Annotated in this window: 16 protein-coding genes and 1 pseudogene; 5 read left to right on the top strand and 12 right to left on the bottom strand. The window is 69.4% G+C overall.

Annotation, left to right across the window (positions count from 1 at the left end):
• Positions 1-72: 72 nt before the first annotated feature.
• From CHC08_RS26670 to CHC08_RS26655, 4 genes are all read right to left on the bottom strand, one after another.
• Positions 73-717 carry a response regulator transcription factor gene (locus tag CHC08_RS26670; protein ID WP_089210110.1) on the bottom strand — a complete coding sequence of 215 codons (645 nt, stop codon included), beginning with the start codon at positions 715-717 and terminating at the stop codon, positions 73-75.
• Positions 708-1,859: a sensor histidine kinase gene (locus tag CHC08_RS26665; RefSeq protein WP_179282227.1), complete on the bottom strand. Its 1,152-nt coding sequence runs from the start codon at positions 1,857-1,859 to the stop codon at positions 708-710. Before CHC08_RS26665 ends, CHC08_RS26670 begins: the two co-directional genes overlap by 10 nt.
• Positions 1,860-2,050: 191 nt before the next feature.
• Positions 2,051-2,863: a hypothetical protein gene (locus tag CHC08_RS26660; RefSeq protein WP_089210108.1), complete on the bottom strand. Its 813-nt coding sequence runs from the start codon at positions 2,861-2,863 to the stop codon at positions 2,051-2,053.
• A gap of 3 nt (positions 2,864-2,866) precedes the next feature.
• The gene (locus CHC08_RS26655; protein ID WP_089210107.1) at positions 2,867-3,781 is read right to left on the bottom strand and encodes an ATP-binding cassette domain-containing protein; all 915 of its coding nucleotides are present in this window, start codon (positions 3,779-3,781) and stop codon (positions 2,867-2,869) included.
• A gap of 78 nt (positions 3,782-3,859) precedes the next feature.
• On the opposite strand from CHC08_RS26655, the gene CHC08_RS26650 reads away from it, so the two are divergent.
• Positions 3,860-4,591: a winged helix DNA-binding domain-containing protein gene (locus CHC08_RS26650; RefSeq protein ID WP_089210106.1), complete on the top strand. Its 732-nt coding sequence runs from the start codon at positions 3,860-3,862 to the stop codon at positions 4,589-4,591.
• Here the strand turns inward: CHC08_RS26650 and CHC08_RS26645 are convergent.
• From CHC08_RS26645 to CHC08_RS26630, 4 genes are all read right to left on the bottom strand, one after another.
• Positions 4,584-5,372, bottom strand: coding sequence for a TetR/AcrR family transcriptional regulator (locus CHC08_RS26645; protein WP_089210105.1), 789 nt, complete (start codon positions 5,370-5,372; stop codon positions 4,584-4,586). The two genes, CHC08_RS26650 and CHC08_RS26645, sit on opposite strands and share 8 nt — an antisense overlap.
• A 448-nt stretch (positions 5,373-5,820) precedes the next feature.
• Positions 5,821-6,879, bottom strand: coding sequence for an ABC transporter permease (locus CHC08_RS26640; protein ID WP_089210104.1), 1,059 nt, complete (start codon positions 6,877-6,879; stop codon positions 5,821-5,823).
• Positions 6,872-8,686, bottom strand: coding sequence for a sugar ABC transporter ATP-binding protein (locus CHC08_RS26635; RefSeq protein WP_245878591.1), 1,815 nt, complete (start codon positions 8,684-8,686; stop codon positions 6,872-6,874). The genes CHC08_RS26640 and CHC08_RS26635 overlap by 8 nt, the downstream gene beginning before the upstream one ends.
• A gap of 103 nt (positions 8,687-8,789) precedes the next feature.
• Complete coding sequence (locus CHC08_RS26630; RefSeq protein ID WP_089210103.1) at positions 8,790-9,827, bottom strand: ABC transporter substrate-binding protein; 1,038 nt, start codon at positions 9,825-9,827, stop codon at positions 8,790-8,792.
• Positions 9,828-10,612: 785 nt separating this feature from the next.
• Here CHC08_RS26630 and CHC08_RS26625 point away from each other — a divergent pair.
• The 3 genes and pseudogenes from CHC08_RS26625 (at position 10,613) to CHC08_RS51715 (ending at position 11,524) form a co-directional block, all read left to right on the top strand.
• Complete coding sequence (locus CHC08_RS26625; protein ID WP_218825502.1) at positions 10,613-11,089, top strand: peptidylprolyl isomerase; 477 nt, start codon at positions 10,613-10,615, stop codon at positions 11,087-11,089.
• Positions 11,090-11,150: 61 nt separating this feature from the next.
• A pseudogene (locus CHC08_RS52985) lies at positions 11,151-11,390 on the top strand (SDR family NAD(P)-dependent oxidoreductase); the annotation flags it as partial.
• Positions 11,391-11,419: 29 nt separating this feature from the next.
• Positions 11,420-11,524, top strand: a complete 105-nt coding sequence (locus CHC08_RS51715) for an SDR family oxidoreductase (RefSeq protein WP_245878590.1) — start codon at positions 11,420-11,422, stop codon at positions 11,522-11,524.
• A gap of 17 nt (positions 11,525-11,541) precedes the next feature.
• Here the strand turns inward: CHC08_RS51715 and CHC08_RS26615 are convergent, their stop codons facing one another.
• Both CHC08_RS26615 and CHC08_RS26610 read right to left on the bottom strand, forming a co-directional pair.
• Positions 11,542-12,318: an ABC transporter permease gene (locus CHC08_RS26615; protein ID WP_089210102.1), complete on the bottom strand. Its 777-nt coding sequence runs from the start codon at positions 12,316-12,318 to the stop codon at positions 11,542-11,544.
• Positions 12,315-13,214: an ABC transporter ATP-binding protein gene (locus CHC08_RS26610; RefSeq protein WP_089210146.1), complete on the bottom strand. Its 900-nt coding sequence runs from the start codon at positions 13,212-13,214 to the stop codon at positions 12,315-12,317. Before CHC08_RS26610 ends, CHC08_RS26615 begins: the two co-directional genes overlap by 4 nt.
• A 346-nt stretch (positions 13,215-13,560) precedes the next feature.
• Between CHC08_RS26610 and CHC08_RS26605 the strand changes: the two genes are divergently transcribed.
• Entirely contained in the window at positions 13,561-16,875 is a 3,315-nt protein-coding gene (locus tag CHC08_RS26605) for an AfsR/SARP family transcriptional regulator (protein ID WP_089210101.1), read from the top strand.
• Here the strand turns inward: CHC08_RS26605 and CHC08_RS26600 are convergent.
• On the bottom strand, positions 16,823-17,632 hold the full coding sequence (locus CHC08_RS26600; protein WP_089210100.1) for an ABC transporter permease: 810 nt from the start codon (positions 17,630-17,632) through the stop codon (positions 16,823-16,825). The two genes, CHC08_RS26605 and CHC08_RS26600, sit on opposite strands and share 53 nt — an antisense overlap.
• A complete protein-coding gene (locus CHC08_RS26595; protein ID WP_089210099.1) occupies positions 17,629-18,579 on the bottom strand; it encodes an ATP-binding cassette domain-containing protein in 951 nt (316 codons plus the stop codon). Before CHC08_RS26595 ends, CHC08_RS26600 begins: the two co-directional genes overlap by 4 nt.
• Positions 18,580-18,682: the final 103 nt, after the last annotated feature.

Raw genomic sequence — 18,682 nt, 5'->3', positions numbered from 1 at the left:
TCTTCACCATGGATCAGACGTCGGCGTCGATCTCCGTGCTCGACCTGCTCCAGCGAAGACGGAGGCTCCCGATCACTCGTCGAGGTAGCGGAGGATCGCCAGCACCCTTCTGCTGTAGCCGGGGGTGTGGAGGAGGCCGAGCTTGTCGAAGATGGCGTTGACGTGTTTTTCCACCGTGCTCAGTGACACGTGCAGGCGTTCGGCGATGGCGGCGTTGACGAAGCCCTGCGCCAGGTGCCTGAGCACCTCGGCCTCACGTCCGGTGAGCCTGCTCAGCGGGTCCACGTGGGTGGTGCGCGCGAGCAGCTGGCGGACCACCTCCGGGTCGAAGACCGTCCCGCCCCCGCGGATCCGTTCCAGCGAGTCGAGAAACTCCGCCACCTCCGTCACCCGATCCTTGAGCAGGTAACCCACGCCCTCGGTGGCCCCGGCGAGCAGCTTGGCCGCGTACGGTTTCTCGACGTACTGCGACAGCACCAGCACGCCGACGCCGGGCCAGCGGTCGCGGATCTCCAGTGCCGCCCGCAGTCCCTCGTCGGTGTGCGTGGGCGGCATGCGTACGTCCACGACCGCGACGTCGGGCCGGTCCCGCGACACGGCGGCGAGCAGCGCGGAGGCGTCGCCGACCGAGGAGATCACCTGGTGGCCGGCGTCCTCAAGCAGCCGGGACAGGCCTTCGCGCAGCAGGACCGAGTCATCGGCGAGGATCACTCGCATGGCACCGCCCTGGGTAGGGTCGCGGTGATCCTGGTCGGCCCGCCGGCCGGGCTGTCCACCTCGAAGCGGCCGTCGAGCGCCAGGATCCGGCGCTCCAGCCCGGCCAATCCGCTGCCCGACGGGTCGGCTCCACCGTGCCCGTCATCGGAGATCACGATGTTCATCGTATGGTCGTCCTGGGTCAGGACGACCAGGATGTCGCGCGCCTGTGCGTGCTTGGTGGCGTTGGTGATCGCCTCGCGCGCGACGAAGTAGAAGGCGGTCTCCGCCTCCGACACCGGACGCTCGGCGAGGCCGTAGTGGACGGTGACCGGCACGCCCGCACGTTCGGCCACCCCGGCCAGCGCGGCCCGCAGCCCGAGCTCGTCCAGCGCGGTCGGGTAGATCCGCCAGGCGACGCTGCGCAGTTCGTCGAGCAGCCGGCGTGACTCGGTGTAGGCCTGGTCCACCAGCGAGGCGACCTTGACGGGGTCGTCGCTGTGCTTGGCACGTCCCAGCAGCATCGACAGCGCCACGCCCCGCTGCTGCACGCCGTCGTGCAGGTCGCGCTCGATCCGCCGTCGCTCGTCGTCGACCGCGCGCACGATGCCGGAACGGGTGGCGGTCAGCTCGGCGATGCGCCGCCGCATCACCTCCTGCCTTCCCGGGCCGAGGAAGTGGTCGGCCAGGCGCCGCTCGGCCGCGATGATCACGAGGCACCAGAGCCCGACCAGCGCCACCACCACCAGCCCGCCGGTGAGGCCGATCGCCCAGCTGCTGGTCGTCAGCCAGACACCGGGCAACACCAGCGGCACCTCGTCGGACTCACCCGTGAGCAGCGCCCACAGACCGCCGAACAGGAAGAGGAAGCCGAGGAACAGCCCGGCGAGGACGACGTAACCGCCCACCACGCCGACCACGGCGCGCAGTGCGAGGTAACCGTAGCCGCTCCGTGGCGGGTCCGCCGCGGTGGTGTCGTGGTCGAACCACGCCGCCAGCCGGGCACGCTCCAGTGCGACCAACCGGTCGGCGACCCGTATGACGCCGGGCCTCCGCGCCACCAGGGTGACCCCGGCCAGGAGCAGGAAAACGAGCTCGACGATCCCCGTCAGAAGGCCGGCCAGAATTCCGGCAAGCCCTCGAGCAACCCGGTTTCTGAACACAGATGCGGATTCTACGAGGCGTCCCCGCACCGCAGAACCGTACAGAGACGCGGACCCTACGGAGCGTCCCCGCACCTCGGAACCGCGCACGGACGCGGACCCTACGGAGGGTCCCTCCGTCGCAGGACCGCGCGCGGACGCGGACCCTACGAGGCGTCCCTCCGTCGCAGGACCGCGCGCGGACGCGGACCCTACGAGGCGTCCCTGCGTCGCAGGACCGCGTGACCGGCGGCGAGCGCCACCGCCGTCCAGCCGAGCAGCCACAGCAGTCCCTCCACCCGTCCGTACGGCATGGGCCCCCCGGTCAGGTTGTCGGAGCTGTCCATGAACGCCAGCCCGGCGAACATGGGCATTCGCAGCGACAGGCTCACCAGTGGTCCGACGCCGGTCATGGCCAGCATCAGCGGCAGTCCCATCAGCAGCAAGAACGCCGTCGTGAGCGTACCCGCCGCGCTGCGCATCGCCGTCCCCACGCCGAGCGTCATCAGGGACACCAGTACGAGAAAAACTCCGACGCTCAGCATGTCGATCGTGGTCTCGGCGGGTGGCAGGGCGCCGTAGCCGCCGAACGGGGGAACGGACAGGAACAGGTAGACGGCGACCGCCGCGGCGCTGCCGGACAACACCCCCGCCACCAGCATCACCGGGACCAGCACCAGCGCCTTGGCCGCGAGCACGTGACCGCGGACCGGCGTGGCCTGCAGCGTCATCCGGATGCCACCGGAGGCGTACTCACCGGTGACTGCCAGCATCGCCACGGTGACAAACGCGAACTGCGCGAAGGTGACGGCGGAGATCACCGACTCCCCCGCCGGCAGCGTCACTCCCCTCACCCCGTCGTTGAGCAGACTGGTCGCCGTGCCGCCACCCAGGGTCAGTGCGCTGAGCCCCAGGAGCGCGGCCCCGCTCACCAAGCACCACCAGGTCGAACGGAGCGACCACAGCTTGATCCACTCCGAGGCGACGGCGCCCCGCAAGCCGCCCGCCGTTGTCAGGTCGATCATCGGTCACCCTCCTGCTGTCCGTGCGCCGTACTCGACGCTACCGGCGGTCAGTTCCTGGTACGCCTGCTCCAGTGAGGCCTCGCGCGTGCTGAGCTCGTGCAGCCGGACGCCCGCGTCGAAGGCCAGGTCACCGACCCGCTCGATGGTGGCGCCACTGGCGACGAGGTCGTTGTCTCCGGTGCGTTCCACGCGCAGGCCCGCGGCCGTGAGCAGGGTGGCGAGGTCACCGGCGTGCGGGCTGCGGACGAGGACCGCGCTGAGCGAGCTGCCCGCGATCACCTTCGCCAGCGGCGCGTCGACGATGAGGCGGCCCTTGCCGATCACCACCAGGTGGTCGGCGGTGAGCTGCATCTCGCTCATCAGGTGGCTGGAGACGAAGATCGTACGGCCCTCGTCCGCCAGGGAGCGCATCAGGTGACGGACCCAGCGCACGCCGTCCGGGTCGAGCCCGTTGACCGGCTCGTCGAACATCAGCACCTCGGGGTCGCCCAGCAGCGCGGCGGCGATGCCGAGCCGCTGGCTCATGCCCAGCGACAGTGCCCCCGCCCGGCGTCCGGCGGCCGCCTCCATCCCGACGCTTTCCAGCACCTCGCCCACCCGGCCCGGCGCGATGCCGTTGCTGCGGGCCAGGGCCAGCAGGTGAGCCCGTACGCTGCGGCCCGGGTGAACCGCGCGGGCGTCCAGCAGCGCGCCGACCTTCCGCAGCGGGTGCCGGTAGGCGGCGTAGGGACGGCCGTCGACAAGCGCGACACCCGTCGTGGGACGGTCCAGGCCGAGGATCATCCGCATCGTGGTTGATTTGCCCGCCCCGTTGGGACCCAGGAACCCCGTGACGGTTCCTGGCCTGAGGTCCAGGGAGAGGTCGTCGACGGCGAGCCTGTCACCGTAGCGTTTGCTCAATCCTCGCAAGCTGATCATGGTTGTCCCCGTTTCTCGTCGAGGACGACGCTAGGTAATCGTCAGGTCGCGGGCCATGGGGGCGAACCGCCGAATGACATGGCGGGAAACCGTAATCCCGCCGCCCGGCGGACGTCGTGTCCGGGCGTTCCGCAGACCGCGGCAGGCGACCCTGGCGAAATCATCGCCGCCGGAGTTGAGAGCGCCGGATCCGATCTCGCAACCGTGGTGCACGAGCCCCCCAGCGGGACCTGGGGCAGAGGCGGCGCGACCCCGTTCACACTGGCCGAGGAGTGGCTCGGCGTCCCCATGGAGACCGGGCCGCGGGTGGACGAACTCGTCCGCCGCTACCTCGCCGCCTTCGGCCCGGCGAGTGTCAGGGATCTGCAGATGTGGTCCGGCCTGCGCCGGCTGGACGCCGACGTGGAACAGCTCCGGCCCGAGCTGCGTGTCTTCCGCGACGAGGCCGGGAACGAGCTGTTCGACCTGCCGGACGCCGTACTGCCCGATCCGGGGACTCCGGCTCCGCCGCGCTTCCTGCCCGACTTCGACAACCTGATCATCGCGTACGCGGACCGGACCCGCATGATGACCGCCGAGTACCGCAGGCGGATCTGCGTGGGCGCGCTGGTCGCACCCACCGTGCTCGTGGACGGCTCCGTCCGGGGCACCTGGAAGATCGAGAAGAGCAAGGACACCGCGGTGCTCGCCATCGAGCTCTTCGAACCGGTCCCGGACCACGCCGCGCTGGAGGAGGAGGGCCGCCGCCTGCTCACCTTCGCCGCGGCGGGCGTCGCTCACGACGTACGGTTCACCGTCGTGGTCACGTGAGCCGGAAGGCGTCGGCGAGCATGTCGACGTTAGCCTCGAACAGGGTGCGCGGATCGTGGCCCATGCCGGTGAACTGGCCCGCGACCTCCAGGCTGACCGTGCCGTGCATGCGAGACCACGCCAGGATGGCTCCGGCCAGAGCGTGTCCGGCGTCGTCCGCGTCGATGCCGACGCCGGCATCCGCGTCTCCGGCCGTGCCTTCGGCGTCCGCGTCTCCGTCTGACGGCTTCCCGCTCTCCGCGACCCATTCGGCGACCCAGGCGGCGACCGCCGGCTCGTGCCGCGCCCAGTCGCGCAGTTCCCTGACGAGGGGAAGCACCGCCGGAGTCGGCTCTCCATGGGTGAAGACCGTCAGAAACGGGCCCAGGACCGCGCGGGCCCGCCGCACGGTGTCGGCCGGGGCCGTGTAGTCCGGTAGCGGGGTGCCCGCGATCAGGAGATAGCGGTGGGGATGGGCGACGGCCCAGGCCCGATAGGCCCAGGCCAGAGACCGCAGGCGGGCGCGGGGCGACTGACCGGCCGCGCCGTCGGCGGCGGCGTGGATGTCCTGGGCGGCATCGTCGTAGGCGTCGCGGATCAACGCGTTCAGCAGGTCGTCACGGCTGCCGAAATAGCGGTAGAGCGCGGGCCCGGAAAGGCCGAGCTCCTTGGCGATGCGGGTGAGCGCGACGGAGGAGATGCCACCCTCGGCCAGCTGACGCAGCGCGATCTCCTTGATCTCCCCGCGCGTCTGCTCCCGGTATCGAGCGCGTGGCCCTCCCTCGCTCACTGCCACAGCCATCCCCTTCCTTCTGCGAGCTCTCGCAACAATTCCTATGGGAGATAGTAATTGCGACTACATGTAACCCATTGGCCGTCCGTACGCCATGGTCCGGGGAAGTCCCGCTCACTCCGGGGCATGGTTCGCATGGTGGGGAGTGGTGATCCCGGTATAGGCCAAGTGCATGACCATACCTTCGGCGGCGCGGGGGAAGGGTTGATCGGCCGGTCACTCGTTCAGGGACGAGGACCGCACAGAGGGAAGTTCATCGGCCGGTCACCGTGCGGGAGCTGGGGCGGTAGATGGCCGGCACGCCCCCGAGGGAGCGGCCGATCACTGCGCAGGTCGTGGAGCACGGCCTTTCCGACACCACTCGGGATCGACTGGCACATAGCTATAGTTACATGCCATAACGAAAATGACAACACATAACTTTCGCTGCGATGCGACGCTGAATCTTGGCTACCGGTCAACCGCTCGCGGCGGAGCGCCTGGTGTTCAGCTGGTCGAACCCGACCGCGACGAGGATGAGCACGCCGATGGCGATCTGGAGGTAGAAGGCGTTGATCGCCAGTAGGTTGCCTCCGTTGTTGAGAACGCCCATGATCAGCGCTCCGGTGGCGGCGCCGAGCGCACTGCCCTTCGCCCCGAAGAGGCTCGCGCCACCGATCACGCAGGCGGCGATCGCGTTGAGCTCGAAGCCCGTGCCGGCGGTGGGGATGCCCGCCCCCAGCCGGGACGTGAGCAGCACCCCGCCGAGACCCGCGAGCAGGCCCGAGATCGCATAAACCGAGATCATCACCAGTCGTACGGGCACGCCCGCGAGCCGGGCCGACTCGGGGTTCGAGCCGACGGCGTAGATGTAGCGACCGAAGACCGTCCGGGTGAGCACGAACCACATCACGACCGTGACCAGTGCGGCGATGATGAGGAGGTTGGGGATTCCGAGGATCGTTCCGTTGGCGATGGTCTGGAACGACTCCGGCAACCCCTGCACGGTCTGGGCATCCGTAGTGACCAGGACGATTCCTCGGGCGATCCCGAGCATGCCCAGGGTCGCGATGAACGGCGGCAGTTTGGCCTGGGTCACCAGCAGGCCGTTCGCGATCCCGAGCGCGGTGCCGATGCCCACCCCGAGCAGGAGTGCCGGCCAGATGGGCACGCCGGCGACGAGGAACTGCGCGGTGGACGCCCCGGACAGGCCGAGCACCGACCCGACCGACAGATCGATGCCCGCGGTCAGGATGACCAGGAGCTGGCCGACCGCAATGATCCCGAAGATCGCGACCTGCCGGGCGAGGTTGGACAGGTTGTTGCCGGTGAGGAACTCGTCGCTGGCGAGGGTGAGGGCGCCGACCGCCACGAGCAGCACGACGAGGCCGCCGCTCTCGCGTCCCGCGATATCTCCCAGCGTGATGACCCGCCGTGGGGCCTTCGCCTTGGCCTGAGCCTGCGGTTCTTCGCCGACCGGCTGCCGACCGGTGATCCTCGTGGTGGCGATCGGTTCGCGCCAGATCAGCTTATCCATCTCGGTTCACCTCTCCTGGGCCGTCCGGGGCCGGTGGGGTCTCGGTTTCCGCAGGTCCGGGGGATGATGTGCCTCCGGCTCCCCGCGGCGGAGGCGTCTCTACCTCCGCGGGACCGGGGGCGGGTGGGGTCCCGGTTTCCTTGCCGCCGGAGGCCGATGGGCCTCCGGCTCCCCGAGCCGGAGGCGTCTCTGGTTCCGCGCCGCGGGAGGCCGGCGGAAGCCCGGCTCCCGTGCGGTTGGGGGAAGGCGGCGACTCCTGTCGAGGGGCCGGGATCTCCGCGCCCCTGCCACCACTGGCCAGGCGGAGCACGTCCTCCTCCGAGGCGGTTCCGGGAAGCTCGCCCGCGACCTCCCCGTCGCGCAGCACAAGGATGCGATCGGAGAGGCCCAGCAGTTCCGGGAGGTACGACGAGACCACGATGATCCCCAGCCCCTTCGCGGCCAGGTCTCCGATGACCGCGTAGAGCTCGCCCTTGGCCCCGACGTCGATGCCCTTCGTCGGCTCGTCGAAGATCAGTATTTTCGGCTTGGTCAGCAGCCAGCGGGCGAGCAGGACCTTCTGCTGGTTGCCGCCGGACAGCGTCGACACCGGCTGGTCGTAGGAACCGGCCCGCAGCCGCAGGCTGTCGAGCAGCCGATCCGCCTCCTCGGACTGCTCGCGGCCGGGCAGGAGGCCACGCCGGGAGCCGCTGCGCAGGCTGGCAATGGTGACGTTCTCCCGGATCGACAGCTCCGGCAGCAGCCCCAGCACCTTGCGGTCCTCGGTGAGCAGCCCCACACCGGCGTTCATCATCGCGCGCGGTCCACGGGGTTTCACGGGCCTGCCCTCGATCTCCAGCTCACCTGCCGCGATCGGATCGGCACCGAAGATGGACAGCAGCAACTCGCTCCGTCCCGACCCCAGCAGCCCTCCGATGCCGAGGATCTCCCCGGCTCCGACGTCGAAGTCGATGCTCGGGGAGTTCTCCGACCGTCGCAGTCCCCGGACCCGGAGCACGGGGGTTCCGGCATGCCGGTGACTCTCCGGATAGAGCGAGCTGATCTCGCGTCCGACCATGGCGGTGATCAGGCGATCCTCGTCGTAGTCACTGATCGGCCCCGACTCGGACAGGCCTCCGTCCCGCAGAACGGTCACCCGGTCCCCGATCTCGAACATCTCCTCAAGCCGGTGGGTCACGTACAGCATCGCTATCCCGCGCTCGCGTAGCCGCAGGATGTGTTCGAGGAGCCGCGCCGACTCCGCCTCGGTGAGCGCCGTGGTCGGCTCGTCGAACACGATCGCCTTGACGGAGTCGGCGGTGAGCACCTTGGCGATCTCCACGAGCTGGCGCGTGGCCGCCGGGAGCCGCTCCACGATCGCGTCCGGGCTGAGGTCCGTCAGACCGACCTCGTCGAGGGCCTCCCTGGTACGGCCGCGCAGCCGGCTTCTGGTGATGATCCCGCTGCGCGCCGGAAGGCGGCCCATGAACAGGTTCTCCGCGACCGACAGATGGGGAAGAAGGCTGAGCTCCTGGTAGACGGCCTGGACCCCGGCCGCCCGTACGGAGGCGGGGGTCGGCGCGGTGACCGGCTCGCCGTCGATCTCGTAGGCGCCGCTGTCGCGGCGCAACGCGCCCGTCAGCACCCGGATCAGCGTTGACTTTCCCGCGCCGTTCTCCCCCGCCAGGCAGTGCACCTGACCCGGGACCAGGCGGAGTGAGACGTCGGTGAGCGCCTGGACGGGACCGAAGGCCTTCGAGACGTCGCGCAACTCGACGACGGGCTCCCTCGTCGTTCCTCCCTCATCTCGTCCCGCGTTCCTCGCCATTCCGCCTTCGCCTCATCCCGCGTTCCGTGTCCCGTGCTCCGCGTTCACCGTCATTCCGCCTTCATCTCGTCCGTGTCCTGTGTCCCGTGTCCCGTGATCACCGTCATTCCGTCTTCATCGTCGGTGGGTTGAGCAGCTGCCTCACATCGGGCTCGTTGAGGTTCTTCTTGTCCGCCACGACCGCACCGGGGTCGATGTCACGCGGCGGGATACGGCCGGACGCGGCCATCCCGGCCGCCAGGACACCCTGGTAACCGAAGAAGTAGGGGTTCTGCACCACCAGCGCGTCGATGGTGCCCGCGGCGAGCGCCGCGTTCTCCTGCGGGTCGGAGTCGAATGCCACGACGGGAACGGTGGCCGCCACGTTGTTGTCCTGGATCGCCCGGGCCGCGCCCACCCCCGAGGTGTTGTTGTCCGCGAACACCCCCGCCAGGTCCCGGTTGGCGGTCAGCGCGTCGTTGACCTGCGACGCCGCGGTGTTGATGTCGTTGTTGTTGTAACGCTGCAGCGGCACCTTGACCTGCGGGCAGTTGTTCGCGAGGCCCTGCTTGAAGCCGGCGTCCCGGTCGACCAGTGACTGGATACCGGCCACGGAAGACTCGATCATGACGCTGCCGCTCGTCTTGTTCTGCGCCTTGAGCAACTCACACATGCGCTTGCCGGCCTGCATTCCGGCCTTGACGTTGTCGGTGCCGATGAACCCCTCCGAGGGCGTGGTCACGCGGCTGTCCACGGTGATGACCTTGAGACCCGCCTTGCGCGCGCGGTCGATCGCCGAGTTGAGGGCGCTGGAGGAGTTGGGCGCGATGACGATGCCGTCAACGCCCCGGGAGATGGAGTTCTCGACCAGCTGCACCTGCTGGTCGATGTTGGTCTCCGACGTGGGCCCGAAGGTGCTCACCTTGAGGCCGAAGTCCCCTCCCGACTGCTTCGCCCCGGCGATCATCGTCTGCCAGAACGAGGAGTCGCTCGCCTTGATGATCACATCGATCTTCTTGCCGCTCGCCGCCCCACCCGAGCCTCCGCCCGTTGGCTGGCCGGTCGAACCTGTGGCGCGCCCTCCCACCACCCCGAGCACCAGCGCCACCAGCGCGATGGCTGCGACGAGCGAGAGCGAGAAGGCGATACGTGAGCGAGCCATGACGACCTCCCGGAGATTCCTCTTCAAGGATCTCGACAGGCGTCCCAGGCGGTTGCCGCGACAAAAGCCACGGATCGCGGGCAAACGCCTGCGGCGGTGAGGTGACCCATACGGAAATCTTCACTCAACAAGGACTGATAAAAGTCGCTTATTTACAGCAAAGCTCGGAAAGTTTCGCAATGGAAACCGGCGAAGGAAAAGAACTCGTTACCTGCGGCGACCGTTCACACCGCCATCCCCATGGAAGATTCCAGAAACCGTGTCACCCGCTCCGAGCGGTGATGTCCTCTCCCGGTGACAACGCGCCCCGCACCATGGCCGGGCCTACGCGACCTCGCCACCGGCAAGGGAGCCTCCCGGTCCGGAAATCCGCGGAGACACGCACTTGATCGTTGATCATGCCATGATCGCGTCCTACTGTGAGTGTCCACGCGGATGCTCACAGTAGAAAATTTCCGGGTTTCAGATCATGGAAGATCGCGAATTTCGCCGGCTCATCGGGCCGGCGACTCGAATGGCGTCGGCCCGCGACAGAAGCTCTCGGCCTCCAATCGTCGCCTATGCGACCGGGTCGGCCGGGAGATTTCGGGGCTCCCTTCGCCGCACCTTTCATACCTCTTGTCAATCATCGATTCCAAACGAGGCTCCATATGAACAGGCACATCATTGGCCGAATGATCGTCACCCTGACGACCGCCGTCGTCGTCGTATCTCCGAGCGCGTCGGCCGGAGCATCGGCCCAGGTCGCGGGGGACCCCCAGAGGCTTCCGAAGGTGTTCTTCGATATGGAGCTGGGCGGAAAACCCATCGGGCGCATCATCTTCGAGTTGCGTAGCGACGTGGCGCCCGAGACGGCCGAGAACTTCAGGGCACTGTCCACCGGCGAGAAGGGCTATGGGTACAAGGGGGCCAGGTTCCATCGGGTGATTAAGGACTTCATGATCCAGGGTGGTGACTTCACCAGAGGCGACGGAACCGGCGGTAGGAGCATTTACGGAGAAAGGTTTGGCGACGAGAATTTCACCCTCCACCATGACGATCCAGGCGCCCTGAGCATGGCGAACGCCGGGAAGGACACCAACGGCTCGCAGTTTTTCATCACGACCGTGAGAACGCCCGGCCTGGACGGGAGGCATGTCGTATTCGGCAGAGTGGTCGAGGGCATGGACGTGGTTCGCACGATCGAATCCTCCCCGACCGACCAGGGGGACAGGCCGCTGGAGGATGTCGTCGTGAAGGACTGCGGATTGCTGTCGAGCTGAGAGAGCACGGGCGCCGAGCCGCTCGGGCGTCGTCACCTCCTCGCGGAACCCGGTCGACGACCTGCCCGGCAACGTCCACTACGTCCAAGCCGACCTCAGCACGGCCGACGGCGCCACCCTCCTCGCCCGTGAGACGCTCGCCCACCTCGGCGGCCTCGACATCCTCGTCAACAACGCGGGGGGCGGGACGGCTTTCCCCGGAGGCATCGCGACGATCCCCGACGACCAGTGGCAGAACGCGCTCGACGCGAACTACCTCAGCGCCGTCCGGCTGACCTCACGACTGCTGGCGGCGCTGACCGAAAGGGGATCCCGCTGGCCCGAAAGGCCGTGCCGCGCGACATCTCCGAAGCCGTACTCTTCTTCGCCTCCAGCCGGTCCGCATGGATCACCGGCAGCCGGCTGCTCGTCGACGGCGGCGAACAACTGGGCTGAGCACACCGATCCCGGTGTCAGGCATCCCGCGATCGGAACACCACGAAGGCAACCATCAGCAGGACGGCTGTGAAGGCGGCCATCAGGCCGAGCCCTGTCCAGGGGGCCAGCCGTCCCGCCTGGTGGACGGTGGTGGTGACCTGGAGGCCGGCCGAGATCGGCCAGTAGGTGGTCACCCAGTCTCCGACGGCCGCGGGCATGAGCCTGGGTCCGATGATGGGGATGATGAAGTTGACGGCCACCACCACGGTCGTGGCGGCCATCGTGTCGCGCAGCAGGCAGCCGAGTGCCACGCCGATGAGACCCACCAGAGCCCAGATCAGCCCCATGCCGACGACGGCGCGCAGGACGCCGGGATGGCCGAGCTCCGCGGCCGGAGCACCGGCGGCTCCGATCACGGTCTGGCCGAGGAGGAACGAGCCGAAGGCGGCGACCTCCCCCATCACCAGGGCGATGACGCCGAACGTCCAGACCTTGGCGGCCAGCAGCCGTCCTCGCCGCGGGACCACGGTCAGGCTCGTGCGGATCATCCCGGTGGCGTACTCGGAGGTCACCACCAGCACGCCGAGCGAACCCACGCTGATCTGGGCGAACAGGAACCCGCCGTACATGCTGATGTAGGTGGCGTCGAACGCCGCTCCCGCCGCCTGGTAGCCCTTGCTCGCGCCGCCGGCGGTGAGCGCGCCCGCGCCCACCATGACGGCGACGGTCACCAGCAGGACGGGCACGTTGGACGGGATCGAGCGGAACTTGGTCCACTCCGAACGCACCGTGTCCGCGATGGCCGCCGTCATGCCACGCTCGCGTGGAACTCGACGCTGTCGCGGGTCAGATCCATGTAGGCCTGCTCCAATGAGCGTTGTGGTGTCAGCTCCGTCAGCACGACCCCGGCGGCCAGCGCGGCCTCGCCGATCTGCCTGGCCTCCAGCCCCGTGACGATGAAAGAACCGTCGGTACCCTGCTGAATGGAGCCACCCGCCTCGATCAGGCGAGGGGCGAGCCGGTCTTGACCGTCCGCCCGCACCAGCACGTTGGAACCCTGCCGGACGAACTCGCCGATCCCGATGTCCGCGATCAGCTTCCCCCTGCCGATGACGATGAGGTGGTCGGCGGTCTGCGCCATCTCGCTCATCAGATGGCTGGAGACCAGGACGGTGCGATCCTCGCCGGCAAGGGAGCGCATCAGCTCGCGGATCCACTTGATGCCCTCGGGATCCAGGCCGTTGACCGGCTCGTCGAACAACAGCACCTTCGGATCGCCGAGGAGCGCCGCCGCGATCCCGAGTCGTTGGCCCATGCCCAGGGAGAAGGATCCGGCCCGCTTGCGCGCCACCGATTCCAGTCCGACCAGATCCAGCACCTCGTCCACCCGTTTACCCGGAATGCCGTTGGTCTGGGCGAGGCAGAGCAGGTGGTTGCGTGCCGTACGTCCACTGTGCAGCGCGCGGGCATCCAGCAGAGCGCCCACCTCACGCATGGGTCTGGCCGTGCCGACGTATCCGTGGCCGTTGATCGTCACGCTCCCGGCGTTCGGCTTGTCGAGACCGAGGATCATTCTCATGGTCGTCGACTTGCCCGCTCCGTTCGGGCCGAGAAAGCCGGTGACCCGGCCGGGCTCGACGGTGAACGTCAGGTCGTCCACGGCTGTCCTGTCGCCGAAGCGCTTTGTCAGTCCGTCTATTCGGATCATGTTCACGTGCCTCTCGTGCGTATTTCCCGATCAAGAGGTCACACCTCGGCCGGCCCGTACGCGGGCACAATGAGGGCGTCGAGCATGGGGCAGAACTTGAGCCTGGTCTCCTCGATCTCCGCGTCCGGATCGGAGCCTGCCACGATCCCGCACCCGCGTACAGGGTGGCGGTCCCCTCGTGCGGGTGAGATGGCCGGGGACCGCTGGTGATGCGGCACCGTCCAGAAGATCAAGGGCGCGGCGACAGCGGGTGGAGTGGCCGGGGTCCGGGTCCGCCCCACGCCCCATGCAGAAGCTCAGGAACCGGCGGTGAGCGCCTCATGGCGGTAGGTGGCACAGTGCTGGTATGCACGTGGACATCCTGGGAGCGCTGAAGGTGACGGCCGGCGGTGAGGCCGTCGAGGTCGGGGGCGCGCGGCTCCGGGTGCTGCTGATCCGGCTCGCGCTGGGCGTGGGACGGGTCGTCACCGTCGAGGAGCTGTCGGACGCCCTGTGGCCGGAGGACAAGCCCGCCGACCGCGCGAACGCGATGCAGTCGCTGGTGTCCCGGCTGCGCCGGGCCCTGCCGGACGCGTCGGTGCTGAGCTCCGTTCCCGGGGGCTACCGGCTCGATCTGCCGTCCGACGCCGTCGACGCCCATCGGTTCGAACGGCTGGCGCGGGAGGGGCGGCGCGCGCTGACCGGCGGGGATCCGGTGACCGCCTCGCGCCTGCTGGGTGAGGCGCTCGGGCTGTGGCGGGGACCGGCCCTGGCCGACGCCGCGGAGGTTCCCTTCGCGACCGCGTACGCCGCCGGGCTGGACGAGGCGCGGCTGGCCGCGGCGGAGGATCGCGCCGAGGCGGAGCTGGCGTCCGGTCGCCCCGCCCACCTGGTGGCCGAGCTGTCGGTGCTCGCGGTCCGTCATCCGCTGCGAGAGCGGCTGCACGGACTGCTGGTGAGGGCGCTGTACGCCGCGGGAGGGCAGGCCGAGGCGCTGGTCGCCTACGAGGACTTCCGGCGCAGGCTCGCGAACGAGCTGGGCACCGATCCCGGGCCGGAGCTGCGGAAGATCCACCTGGAGGTGCTCCGCGCCGATCGGACGCCGCAGGCCGTACGGCCGCACGCCGCGCACAGGTCGCGGGGGAACCTGAGGGCGCCGCTGACCAGCTTCGTCGGACGGGACCGTGAGATCAGGCGGATCGGCGAGCAGCTGAAGGAGGGCCGCCTGGTCACGCTGGTCGGGCCGGGAGGCGCGGGCAAGACCCGGCTCGCGACGACCGTCGGCGCCGACCTCCCCGGTGGGGCCTGGCTGGTGGAGCTGGCACCGGTGACCGACCCCGCCGACGTCCCGCAGGCCGTGCTCGGCACGCTGGGCCATCCGGGCATCCTTGAGATGCCGGGCGCACCGCGCGACACCATGAGCCGGATCGTCGAGGTGCTCTCCGCCGGTGACACCACGCTGGTGCTGGACAACTGCGAGCACCTGATAGACGCCGCCGCCCGCCTGGCCGACGAGCTCCTGGGGCGCTGCCCCCGGCTGCGGGTGCTGGCCACGAGCCGCGAGCCACTCGGGATCCTCGGCGAGGCGCTGTGCCCGGTTCCCCCGCTCGAACTGCCGCAGCCCGGCGCCGCGCCGGAGCTGAGCCCGGCGGTCCGGCTCTTCATGGACCGGGCGGCGGCCGTACGGCCTGACTTCGTCCTCACCGACGAGGTGGTGGAGATCTGCCGGCGGCTGGACGGGTTGCCCCTGGCGATCGAGCTGGCCACCGCCAGGCTGCGATCCCTCACCATCGAGCAGGTCGCGGCGCGCCTCGACGACCGGTTCCGGCTGCTCACCGGCGGCAGCCGTACGGCGCTGCCCCGGCACCGGACGCTGCGCGCCGTGGTCGACTGGAGCTGGGATCTCCTCGACGACGCCGAACGCCGCCTCACGGAGCAGCTGGCGGTCTTCCCCGCGGGCGCCACGCCGGAGGCCGCCGAACGGCTGGGCGGAAGCATGGATCTGCTCGCCGCGCTGGTGGACAAGTCGCTGATCCAGCTCGTCGAGGGTCCGCGCTACCGCATGCTGGAGACGATCAGGGAGTTCGGGCTGGAACGCCTGGCGGAGAGCGGGCGGATCGCCGACGTCAGAGCCGCCCACGCCGCCTACTTCCTGGAGCTGGCCGAGACCGCCGAGCCATACCTGCGGGGCTCCGAGCAGCTGACCTGGATGCGCAGACTTGAGGCCGACGGGGACAACCTGCTCGCGGCGCTCCGCTTCGCCGCCGACACGGGCGACGCCGCGACGGCGGTACGGCTGGCCGCCGCGCTGACCCAGTTCTGGGGGATCCAGGGGAAAGAGGCCGAGGCCGCGGGATGGCAGCGGCTGGCCCTGGATGTTCCCGGGGAGTCACCGGAGCCGGCACGGACGATCGTGGCGGGCATGTGCCTGATAAACGCCTTCACCGTCGGCGGTTACGCGAAGCTGGCGGACACCGTCGACGCGTTGCAGGGCCTCGCCCTCGACGAGGTTTCCGACGAGAGCCACCCCCTCCTCTTCCTGATCGATCCCTTTCTCACGCTCATCACCGATGACACCGCCCGGGGCACGGCCATCATCGAGCGACGGCTGTCCCATCCGGATCCGTGGATCCGGGCGACGCTCCGGATGCTGCGGGGCTTCCTCCGGGAGAACGACGGTGACATGGCGGGCATGCGCCGCGACGCGGCCGACGCGGCCGACGGCTTCCGCGAGGTCGGGGATCGCTGGGGACTCGCCCACGCGTTGACCTCTCTGTCGAACGGGCACGGGCTGTTCGGCGACTTCGACGGAGCCATCAGCACCCTGGAGGAGGCGATCCGGCTCATCCAGGAGCTGAACCCCGACGACAACGCGGGCCACCAGCGGATCTGGCTCGCCACCGTACGGGTGAACAAGGGCGATGTGGAGAGGGCCCGCGCGGAGATGCTGGAGATCGCGGAATCGAACGCGCAGGGGTGGCCCGCACGGGAGGTGTCGTTCGCCCGGCTCAGTCTCGGGGACCTGGCCCGCCACGAGGGCAACCTGGACGAGGCGGCGAGACAGTACGGCATGGCGACGACCTCCCTCGCGAACGCCCCCGTCATCGCCCCGCAGTTCCGCGCCCTGATCCTGTCCTCCGAGGCACACCTGGCGGCGGACCTGGGCGATCTGGAGACGGCGGAGCGGCAGATCGACGAGGCGATCGGCCTGGCGCTGGAGGTGAAGGACATGCCGGTGCTGGCCCGGGTCGGGGTCGCCGCGGCGATGCTGTGGATGTGCCGCGGCGATACGGCCCGGGCCGCGAAGACGCTCGGCGCCGCCGAGCAGCTCCGGGGAGCGTCCGACCGGTTCAATCCGGACATCGTACGGCTGGCCGAACGGCTACGCGGCGAGCTCGGTGACGCCTCGTACGAGGCGGCCTACGCCGGCGGCCGGGATCTGGACCGGGCCGGCGCGCTCGCCTGCGTACGATCGACGACCGCCCGGACGGACGACCCGGCGAGTGATCAGGTGGACGGCCGGGCACGTGACTGGGGCACGCGACCCGGCGAGCGATCGGGTGGGCGGCCACGTGACCGGGCCGGTGCCCCGGTGAATGAGCGGGTGGACGGCGGGAAGCGGGTGGTGGTCAGACGCGGAGGCGGTAGGCGCGGACCGCCAGCGGTGCGAACACCACGATGAACGCGGCCGACCACAGCAGCGTCCACCCCACCGGGCCCGCCACGGGACCGCCCAGCATCAGGCCGCGGGCCGCGTCCATCACGTGGGAGACCGGGTTGACGTTCACCCAGGCCTGCAGCCAGCCGGGCATGCTCTCCTTCGGCGCCACCATGCTGGTACCGAAGGTCAGCGGGAACAGCACCAGGAACGCCACACCCTGCACGCCGCCCGGTTGCCGCATGAGCATGCCGATGAACACGAACGCCCAGCTCACGCTGAACGCGAAGAGGATCGTGAGCAGGCAGGCGGCCAGTGCCGACAACGGGTCCGTCTGGATCCGGAAGCCGATCGCGTAGCCGAAGCCGAGCAGGGAGACGATCGCCACGACATAGCGGATCAGGTCGCCGAGCACCGAGCCGACCAGGGGCGCGGACCTGGCGATCGGCAGGCTGCGGAACCTGTCGAACACGCCCTTGCCGATGTCGGTGTTGAGGTTGACCCCGGTGGCCATCCCCCCGAACATCACCGTCTGCACCATGATCGCCGGCAGCAGGAGCTGCAGGTAGTCGTGGGTTGAGCCGGAGATCGCACCGCCGAGCAGGAAGACGTACACCACCACGAAGATGACCGGCTGCAGTGTCACGTCGAGGAGTTGCTCCGGGGTGCGGAGGGTCTTGATCAGGCTCCGCCTGGCAAGGGCGAGGCTGTGCCTGACGAACCCGAAGGGCCGCGGGTTCTCGGGCACGGTCGTCGTAGGACGGGTCACGGTGAGAGTCATGCCGCGGTCTCCTCAACGGTGTGACGGCCGGTGAGGGTGAAGAAGACCTCGTCCAGACTGGGCAGGCGGAGCGAGAGTTCCGTGACGCCGATCCCCTCGCGGTCCAGCCGCCCGACCACCGTGGTGAACGCGGTGTCGTCGTCGACCGGGACGGCGATCACGCCCCGCGCGGGAGACTCCGGCTCACGTCCCGAGACGGCGGCGAGGATCGCGGTGGCGTCGGCGAGCCGGGCCGGGTCGGTGGGCCGTACCAGGATCGTCTGACCGCCCACGACCTGCTTGAGCTCGGCCGGGCTGCCGTGCGCGATCACTTTTCCGTGGTCGATGACCGAGATGTCGTCGGCGAGCGCGTCGGCCTCCTCCAGATACTGCGTGGTGAGCAGCACGGTGACGCCGTCTGTGACGAGCGAGCGGATGATGTTCCACACGTCGTCCCGTTTGGCCGGGTCGAGTCCGGTCGTCGGCTCGTCGAGATAGATGACGTCGGGGCGGCCGACAAGGCTGGCGGCCAGGTCGAGGCGGCGGCGCATGCCTCCGGAGTAGGTCTTGGCGGGCCTCGAACCGGCTTCGGCGAGCCCGAACTCCTTCAGCAGCTCCGCCGCGCGGGCCTTCGCGTCCACCCGGCACAGGTCGAGCAGCATCCCGATGAGAACGAGGTTCTCCATGCCGGTGAGGTCCTCGTCGACCGAGGCGTACTGCCCGGTGAGCCCGATCATGCGGCGGACCCTGCCGGCGTCCTTCACGACGTCCACGCCGCGCACCGCGGCACGTCCCGCGTCGGGACGGAGCAGTGTGGCGAGTATCCGGACCGCGGTCGTCTTGCCCGCGCCGTTCGGCCCGAGCACCCCGAGCACGGTGCCCTGTCCGGCGGCCAGGTCGATCCCCGCGAGCGCGGTGGTCTTCCCGAATCGTTTGACCAGTCCCTCGGCCTCAAAGGCAAGGTTCATGGCGTTTCCTCCCGTAAGTGATAACGCCACGCATCGTTGCCCGCTCCGCTGCCAGACCCCGCACAGATCGCTGTCGGCCGCATGAGGCGCGTGACAGGATCCA

Origin of the sequence: Streptosporangium subroseum (assembly GCF_900188345.1) — a bacterium.
Lineage (GTDB): Bacteria > Actinomycetota > Actinomycetes > Streptosporangiales > Streptosporangiaceae > Streptosporangium > Streptosporangium subroseum.
The sequence above is the reverse complement of the archived record's forward strand: the minus strand, read 5'-3'. Positions and strand labels throughout refer to the sequence as shown.

Bases quoted from the DNA above. Each gene is read 5' to 3' on its own strand.
- CHC08_RS26605 (WP_089210101.1), top strand. From the start codon at position 13,561: ATGCACGTGGACATCCTGGGAGCGCTGAAGGTGACGGCCGGCGGTGAG.
- CHC08_RS26640 (WP_089210104.1), bottom strand. From the start codon at position 6,879: ATGGATAAGCTGATCTGGCGCGAACCGATCGCCACCACGAGGATCACC.
- CHC08_RS26650 (WP_089210106.1), top strand. From the start codon at position 3,860: ATGGCGGGAAACCGTAATCCCGCCGCCCGGCGGACGTCGTGTCCGGGC.
- CHC08_RS26645 (WP_089210105.1), bottom strand. From the start codon at position 5,372: ATGGCTGTGGCAGTGAGCGAGGGAGGGCCACGCGCTCGATACCGGGAG.
- CHC08_RS26670 (WP_089210110.1), bottom strand. From the start codon at position 717: ATGCGAGTGATCCTCGCCGATGACTCGGTCCTGCTGCGCGAAGGCCTG.
- CHC08_RS26595 (WP_089210099.1), bottom strand. From the start codon at position 18,579: ATGAACCTTGCCTTTGAGGCCGAGGGACTGGTCAAACGATTCGGGAAG.
- CHC08_RS26610 (WP_089210146.1), bottom strand. From the start codon at position 13,214: ATGATCCGAATAGACGGACTGACAAAGCGCTTCGGCGACAGGACAGCC.
- CHC08_RS26635 (WP_245878591.1), bottom strand. From the start codon at position 8,686: ATGGCGAGGAACGCGGGACGAGATGAGGGAGGAACGACGAGGGAGCCC.
- CHC08_RS26600 (WP_089210100.1), bottom strand. From the start codon at position 17,632: ATGACTCTCACCGTGACCCGTCCTACGACGACCGTGCCCGAGAACCCG.
- CHC08_RS26625 (WP_218825502.1), top strand. From the start codon at position 10,613: ATGGAGCTGGGCGGAAAACCCATCGGGCGCATCATCTTCGAGTTGCGT.
- CHC08_RS26660 (WP_089210108.1), bottom strand. From the start codon at position 2,863: ATGATCGACCTGACAACGGCGGGCGGCTTGCGGGGCGCCGTCGCCTCG.
- CHC08_RS26655 (WP_089210107.1), bottom strand. From the start codon at position 3,781: ATGATCAGCTTGCGAGGATTGAGCAAACGCTACGGTGACAGGCTCGCC.
- CHC08_RS26630 (WP_089210103.1), bottom strand. From the start codon at position 9,827: ATGGCTCGCTCACGTATCGCCTTCTCGCTCTCGCTCGTCGCAGCCATC.
- CHC08_RS26615 (WP_089210102.1), bottom strand. From the start codon at position 12,318: ATGACGGCGGCCATCGCGGACACGGTGCGTTCGGAGTGGACCAAGTTC.